General features: G+C 66.5%; 4 protein-coding genes and 1 pseudogene. 3 read left to right on the top strand and 2 right to left on the bottom strand.

The window, feature by feature from the left end; genetic code table 11:
* The 3 genes and pseudogenes from SFU54_RS04985 to SFU54_RS04975 form a co-directional block, all read left to right on the top strand.
* A pseudogene (locus SFU54_RS04985) lies at positions 1-199 on the top strand (Bcr/CflA family drug resistance efflux transporter); the annotation flags it as partial.
* 90 nt (positions 200-289) lie between these two features.
* A complete protein-coding gene (locus SFU54_RS04980; RefSeq protein WP_319015196.1) occupies positions 290-1,567 on the top strand; it encodes a saccharopine dehydrogenase family protein in 1,278 nt (425 codons plus the stop codon).
* A gap of 9 nt (positions 1,568-1,576) precedes the next feature.
* Positions 1,577-2,917: an NAD(P)/FAD-dependent oxidoreductase gene (locus SFU54_RS04975; RefSeq protein WP_319015195.1), complete on the top strand. Its 1,341-nt coding sequence runs from the start codon at positions 1,577-1,579 to the stop codon at positions 2,915-2,917.
* Positions 2,918-2,933: 16 nt separating this feature from the next.
* Here SFU54_RS04975 and SFU54_RS04970 read toward each other — a convergent pair whose 3' ends face one another.
* On the bottom strand, positions 2,934-4,748 hold the full coding sequence (locus SFU54_RS04970) for an SLC13 family permease (protein WP_319015194.1): 1,815 nt from the start codon (positions 4,746-4,748) through the stop codon (positions 2,934-2,936).
* 45 nt (positions 4,749-4,793) lie between these two features.
* Positions 4,794-6,254 carry a cardiolipin synthase gene (cls, locus tag SFU54_RS04965; RefSeq protein ID WP_319015193.1) on the bottom strand — a complete coding sequence of 487 codons (1,461 nt, stop codon included), beginning with the start codon at positions 6,252-6,254 and terminating at the stop codon, positions 4,794-4,796.
* Positions 6,255-6,326: the final 72 nt, after the last annotated feature.

The raw sequence follows: 6,326 nt of genomic DNA, 5'->3' as shown, positions 1-6,326 counted from the left end.
CAAAGAGGCGGGCACGGCGGCATCGCTTCTCGGCGCCGTCAACGCCGGACTCGCGGGGTTGCTGTCGCCCATCGTGGGGTTGTTCGGCATTGCCACGGCGGTTCCCATGGGCACGATGATGGCCATCACGTCGGTCGTGTCGATCGCGACACTGTGGCTCGTCGTTCGGCCGCGCACCGTGCCGCCGCTCGCGCGGTAGAACCGTCGACGCGTCAAAGAGGGCGGCGAGCATCCAGTCAGGGAAAAAGAAGGCTGGTGCGATTGTTGTCCATATGGATAACATTGGAATATGAAGATTCTTGTGGTCGGCGCCGGCGGCGTCGGCGATGCCATTGCCAAGATCGCAGCCCGACGTTCGTTCTTCGAGACGATGATCGTGAGTGACTATGACGTCACTCGTGCTGAGCGAACGATCGCGTGGATTGAAGCGAAACACGGCCCTCAGGGCGGCCGCTTTGTCGCTGCCCAGATTGACGCCTCGAAGCCCGAGAGCGTGGCTGCGGTGGCGCGAGAACACGGCGCGACGCACGTCATGAACGCCGTCGAGCCCAAGTTCGTGCCCACGATCTTCGCGGGCGCACTCGAGGCCGGGGCCGATTACCTCGACATGGCGATGAGCCTCTCGAAGCCGCACCCCGAGCAGCCGTACGCACTCACGGGCGTGAAGCTCGGCGATGAGCAGTTCGCGGCCGCGGCTCAGTGGGAGGCGGCCGGTCGCCTGGCGCTCGTGGGCATGGGCGTTGAGCCTGGCTTGAGCGACGTGTTCGCGCGCTACGCTGCCGACCACCTCTTTAGCGAGATCGATGAGCTCGGCACCCGCGACGGCGCCAACCTCGTCGTGCGTGACGATGAGGGCAACGAGATCTTCGCCCCCTCGTTCTCAATCTGGACGACGATCGAAGAGTGCCTCAATCCGCCCGTGATTTGGGAGAAAGACACGGGGTGGTACACGACGCCGCCGTTTAGCGAGCCCGAGGTCTTCGACTTTCCGGAGGGCATTGGCCCCGTCGAGTGTGTCAACGTTGAGCACGAAGAAGTGCTGCTCATGCCGCGGTGGGTCGACGCCAAGCGCGTCACCTTCAAGTACGGGCTCGGCGACGAGTTCATCGGCATTCTCAAGACCCTGCACCAGCTTGGTCTCGACAAGACCGAGCCGCTGCGCGTGCGCTCGGCCAACGGGCCCGTGATGGTGAGCCCCCGTGACGTCGTTGCCGCTGGTCTGCCCGACCCGGCGACCCTCGGGCCGCGGATGACCGGCAAAACCTGCGCTGGCCTGTGGGTCACGGGCACCGGAGTCGACGGCGCACCACGCGCGGTCTACCTGTACCACGTGAGCGACAACGAGTGGACGATGGCCGAGTACGAGAGCCAGTGCGTCGTGTGGCAAACCGCGCTCAACCCCGTCATCGCGCTCGAGCTGCTCGCCACCGGTGTCTGGACCGGCGCGGGCGTGTTGGGCCCGGAGGCGTTTGACGCCCAGCCCTTCCTCAACCTCATGGCGCGCCCCGAGAGCGAGGGTGGCTACGGCCAGCCCTGCGGCCTGGAGGAGCGCGCACCCGTCGCCTAGGCTCGCGACATGAGCCACAGTGGAGTGACGCACGCGAGCGACGTGATCGTGCTCGGCGCGGGGTTGGCCGGGCTTGCTGCCGCACGCGATCTCGCGGCTGCCGGCGTTGACGTTCGCGTGCTCGACGCTCGCGGTCGCGTGGGTGGTCGGGTCGAGCAGTCGACTCTGGCCGACGGACGCATTGTGCAACTGGGCGGGGAGGTGGTCGGCCCGGCGCATACGAGCTACACCCAGCTCGTGGCCGAGCTCGGCCTCACGCTCGTGCCGGCCTTCGCCGGTTTGCCCGGCCGCGATGTGTGGCTGATGGCCGACGGACGGTCGCAGGGAGAGGGTATCCCGTGGTTCACCGACGCCGACCGCCGCAGCTATGAGCAGGTCGAGCGCGCGTTCGGCGCGCTCGTGCGCTCAGTTGATCCCGACAACCCGTGGGCCCACCCCGAGGCCGAGAAGCTCGATCGTCTGAGCGTGGGCCAATGGTTGCGGGCTGAAGGCGCCACCCCCAACGTCGTGCGCGCGCGTGATGTGGCGATGCTCGCGCTGGCGGCCGAGTCCGTCGAGCGCACCTCCCTCTTGAGCGACCTGCGCAAAGAGGCCGCGGTCGGTGCGACGGGCTTCTACGACTACGACGTGTGGGAGGTCTCGCGCGTCGGCGAAGGCTCGGCGACGGTTGCCCTGCGCATGGCCGAGGTGCTCGGCCACCGCATCACGCTCGGCGCGGTCGTGCACCGCATCGACGTATCGCCGCGCGGGTGCCGTGTGGTGCTCGCGAGCGGGGAGACGTTCTCGGCGGCCGCGGTGATCTCGACGATTCCGGCGGGGCCGTTGCGCAGCATCCGTATCGATGGGCTGTCGGATGCCCGCCGCGCCTCACTCGACCGCCAGCGCCACGCCCTCACCTCGAAGGTCACGGTTGCCTACCCTGACTCGTTCTGGGCAGCCGATGGGCTCAACGGAACCAGCTATGCCGAGGTCGGCATGCTCGGCGGCACGTGGGTTCAGCGTGACGGGATTCTCTCGGCTCTCGTCCCCCCCGAGCGCCAGAGCGCGTTTCTGGCAACCTCACCCGACCGGGTGCAGGCCGAGGTGCTCGACGAGCTCGCGCTCGCCTTCGGCCCGCAAGCGCGTGACCCGCTTCAGTTCACCGTGCGGCGGTGGGCGACCGATCCGTTCACGCTCGGCTACATCACGAGTTGGCGGCCCGGAGACGTCATGGGCGTCGGCCCGCTGCACGGCACGCACGAGCCGCCGTTCTATGTCGCGGGCAGCGACCAATGGGTGTGTGGCTATATGGAGGGTGCCGTGCGCACGGGTCGCGCTGCTGCCGCCGCCGTGCTCGAGCAGGGCGCCTAGGCCCGCTGAGGCCCGCCTAGAACGGGAAGATAACCGGCACGAGCAACACCGCAACCCCGAAGAACACGAGGCCGACCGGCAATCCGAACTTCCAGTAGTCGCCGAACCGCAAGCCCGCGGGCGCCATGACCATGAGGTTGCCGGGGGTCGCCACCGGGGTCAGCACGGCTGCGGCGGCCGTGACGGCGACGGCCATCAAGAAGGGCAGCGGAGAGACGCCCATTTCGTAGGCGACCGAAATGGCGATCGGCGCGATGATGAGCGCCGTTGCGGTGTTGCTGATCAGTTGGCCGAAGATCAGCGTGACGAGCGCGAGCGCGGCCAGCACCACGGCAGGCCCCAGCGATCCGACGACATCAACGATGCCCGTTGCGAGCAGGTCGGCTGCGCCCGTCTGCGTGATCGCGGTCGAGACCGGAATCATGCCGCCGACGAGCAAGATCGTGGTCCACTGAATTGAACGGTGCGCCTTTTCGATCGACACGACGCGCGTGAGCACCATGATCGAGGCGGCCACGAGTCCGGCCACGGCGGGCGGCACGATGCCCGTTGCGAGGGCGATGACCATGAGCACGAGCACGCCGAGGGCGATGTACGCGCGGCGCCCGAGGGGCGCCGCCTGACGCCGAATCTGGTCGGGAGCATCCACCACCATGACCGACGAGTCGCGGAGGTTCGTGTCGAGGGCGTCCCAGCGACCCTGCACCAAGAGGATGTCGCCGGCTTCGAGGCGGATTCCGGTCTGGTCACCGATGTCTTCACCACCGCGCTGGATCGCGACGATGATGAGGTCGCCGCTCTCGGTGATCATGCCCGGAAAGACCTCGTCGCCGATCGCCCGAGACCGCGGAGGGATGACGATCTCGGCGACGCCGTACTCGGCGTCCATGGCAGCCCACGTGCTCGTGACCGTGCTCGTGCCAATGCCCTCGAGTTTCACATCGTCGCTGATCGAACGGATGCTCGTGGGGGTTCCCTGCAGAATCAGCACATCGCCCGCGCGAATGGGTGTGGAGGGCTCTCGTGATCCGGCGACCCCGGGCGACTGAACGGCGATGAGCGCCACGGGGGCGGTGCTCTCGAAGACGATTTCGTCGGCGGTACGGCCAATGAGCGGCGAGCCCGCCAGTACGCGCACGCGGCCAAAGGGCTGGGCATTGCCGAACTGTGCGAGCAGGGTGCGAGCGTGGTCGCTCAGGTCGGTCGCGAGGGTCGAGGGGGTGCGGGCCGGAATCAGCCGGTTGCCGAGCAGCACAGCAATGAGCACGGTGCCCGCGACAATCGGCAGGCCGACGAGACTGAACTCGAAGAAACCGAAGCCACGGCCCGTCTCTTCTTCGGCCAGTTCAGACATGATGACGTTGACGGGGGAGCCGGTCAGGGTCAACAGCGACCCGGCGTGGGCGCCAAAGGCGAGCGGCAGCAACAGGCGGCCGGCGGGCATCGTCATCTTGGTCGCGATGACAACGACGACAGGCAGCAGGGCGGCGACCGCTCCGTTGACGCTGATGAGGGCCGAGAGCACGGCCACGACGATCATGATGATGACCGTCATGACCCGCGAGTTTCTGCCCCCGCGCTTGACGAGCTGCTGGCCGGTCCACGCCGTCAGCCCCGAGCCGTCGAAACCTTCCGCGACGACGAACAGCGCCGCGATCAACACGACAGCCGGGTCGCCGAACCCCGCGAAGGTTTGGCCCAGGTCGAGGATGCCGAAAGCGTAGAGGGCGAGCGACGCCCCGACGGCAATCAGGCCCACGGGAATGCGATTGGTCACGAACGCGATGACCACGATCGCAAGAATCAGCATGGTAATCGCGATGTCGCTCACGATGCTGACTCTACTGTCGCTCGCCCGAGGGGGATAGAGCGTCGGCTACTGCAGCGATGACGTAAGGCGAGCGAGGCTGTCGCGCACCTTTTCGCCCCACGGTCGTGTCACCCATTCGTCGAGCGTGAGCTCGCGGCTGTGCTCGCGGTACGAGGCCTCAATGGCGCGCATCCGGCCGACGAATTCTGCGCCGTGCACCATGACCGACACTTCCATGTTGAGGCTGAAGGAGCGAATGTCCATGTTGCTCGACCCAACAATGGCGACGTCATCATCGATCGTGAAGTGCTTCGAATGCAGCACGGTGGGCGCCTGATACAGGTAGATGCGCACACCCGCGCGCAGCAGGTCTTCGTAGTACGACCGTTGCGCGTGATAGACGAAGAACTGGTCGCCGATCTCGCTCACATAGAGCTCGACGAGCAAACCGCGCGACGCCGCCGTGATGATCGCCAGTTGAATCGCCTCGTCGGGCACAAAGTACGGGCTCGTGATGCTCACCTGACGCTCGGCCTTGTGAATGAGGGTCGTGTAGAGCTTGAGGTTGTTGTCGTTCTCAAAGCTCGGGCCGCTCGGCAACACTTGTGCGTCGAGCAGGGCGGGGTCGTCGCCCAGCACCACGGGCGAGGTGTCGAGGGGCAGCAACTCGTCGGTCTCGCTGTACCAGTCGGTCACGAAGACGGCGTCGAGTTCGCGCACGACCGGGCCTTCGAGTCGCACCATCACTTCGTGCCAGTGCAGCCCGCGAGCGATCGACTTCTTCTTGCCGTAGTTCGACTGGATCATGTTCTGCGAGCCCGTGTGGCCCACGCGCCCATCGACGACGACGAGCTTGCGGTGGTTACGCAGGTCGGGGCGTTGCCACTGGCCCTTCCACGGGCGCAAGGGGAGCATCCCGTGCCATTCGGCCCCCATGGCGGCCAGGCGGGCGAGCGTTGCCTTTCGCGGTGGGTACAGGATGCTCATCAAGTGGTCGCTCAGAACGCGCACCGTGACGCCGCGCGCGGTCGCCCGCTCGAGTGCGGCGAAAAATGGCTCAGTCGTCGCATCGAGCGTGAGGATGAAGAACTCCACGTGCACATATGACTCGGCTGTGTCGATGTCGGCCACCATGGCCGCGATCGCGCCCTCGTAGTCGTCGATGAGCTCGGCGCGATTGCCGCCCACCATCGGCAGAGCGCCGAGCTTCTCGTTGAGATAGACCGACGAGCCCAGCCACTCAGGCCACTCGTCGCGGTGGCTCACGCGATTGAGGCCCTCGGTGCGCTCGAGAATTGCGCGGCTGACCTCGTGCTGCTTCTCACGGCGACGCTTCGGCAAGCGGCTCAGCCCGACGAGGAAGAACGCGATCGCCCCGACGTAGGGAATGAAGATGATCGTCAGCATCCACGCGATCGCCGTTGACGGTCGACGTCGAGCCGAAATGAGGATGATCGCGATCGTGCCGAGCACGACGTGCGCGACAACGAGAGCGGCAGAGATCACCACGAGCGGGTCAGTTGCCATGCGGGACTACTTCACTCGCTGACGCGGTACGACAACCTTCTTGATGATGAGAAGGATGCTCGCGACGACCGG

Origin of the sequence: Microcella sp. (assembly GCF_033763155.1) — a bacterium.
Taxonomy (GTDB): Bacteria; Actinomycetota; Actinomycetes; order Actinomycetales; family Microbacteriaceae; genus Microcella.
Note: the sequence above shows the minus strand (reverse complement) of the source record. Positions and strands in the feature narration are given on the sequence as shown.

Bases quoted from the DNA above. Each gene is read 5' to 3' on its own strand.
- SFU54_RS04980 (WP_319015196.1), top strand. From the start codon at position 290: ATGAAGATTCTTGTGGTCGGCGCCGGCGGCGTCGGCGATGCCATTGCC.
- SFU54_RS04975 (WP_319015195.1), top strand. From the start codon at position 1,577: ATGAGCCACAGTGGAGTGACGCACGCGAGCGACGTGATCGTGCTCGGC.
- cls (WP_319015193.1), bottom strand. From the start codon at position 6,254: ATGGCAACTGACCCGCTCGTGGTGATCTCTGCCGCTCTCGTTGTCGCG.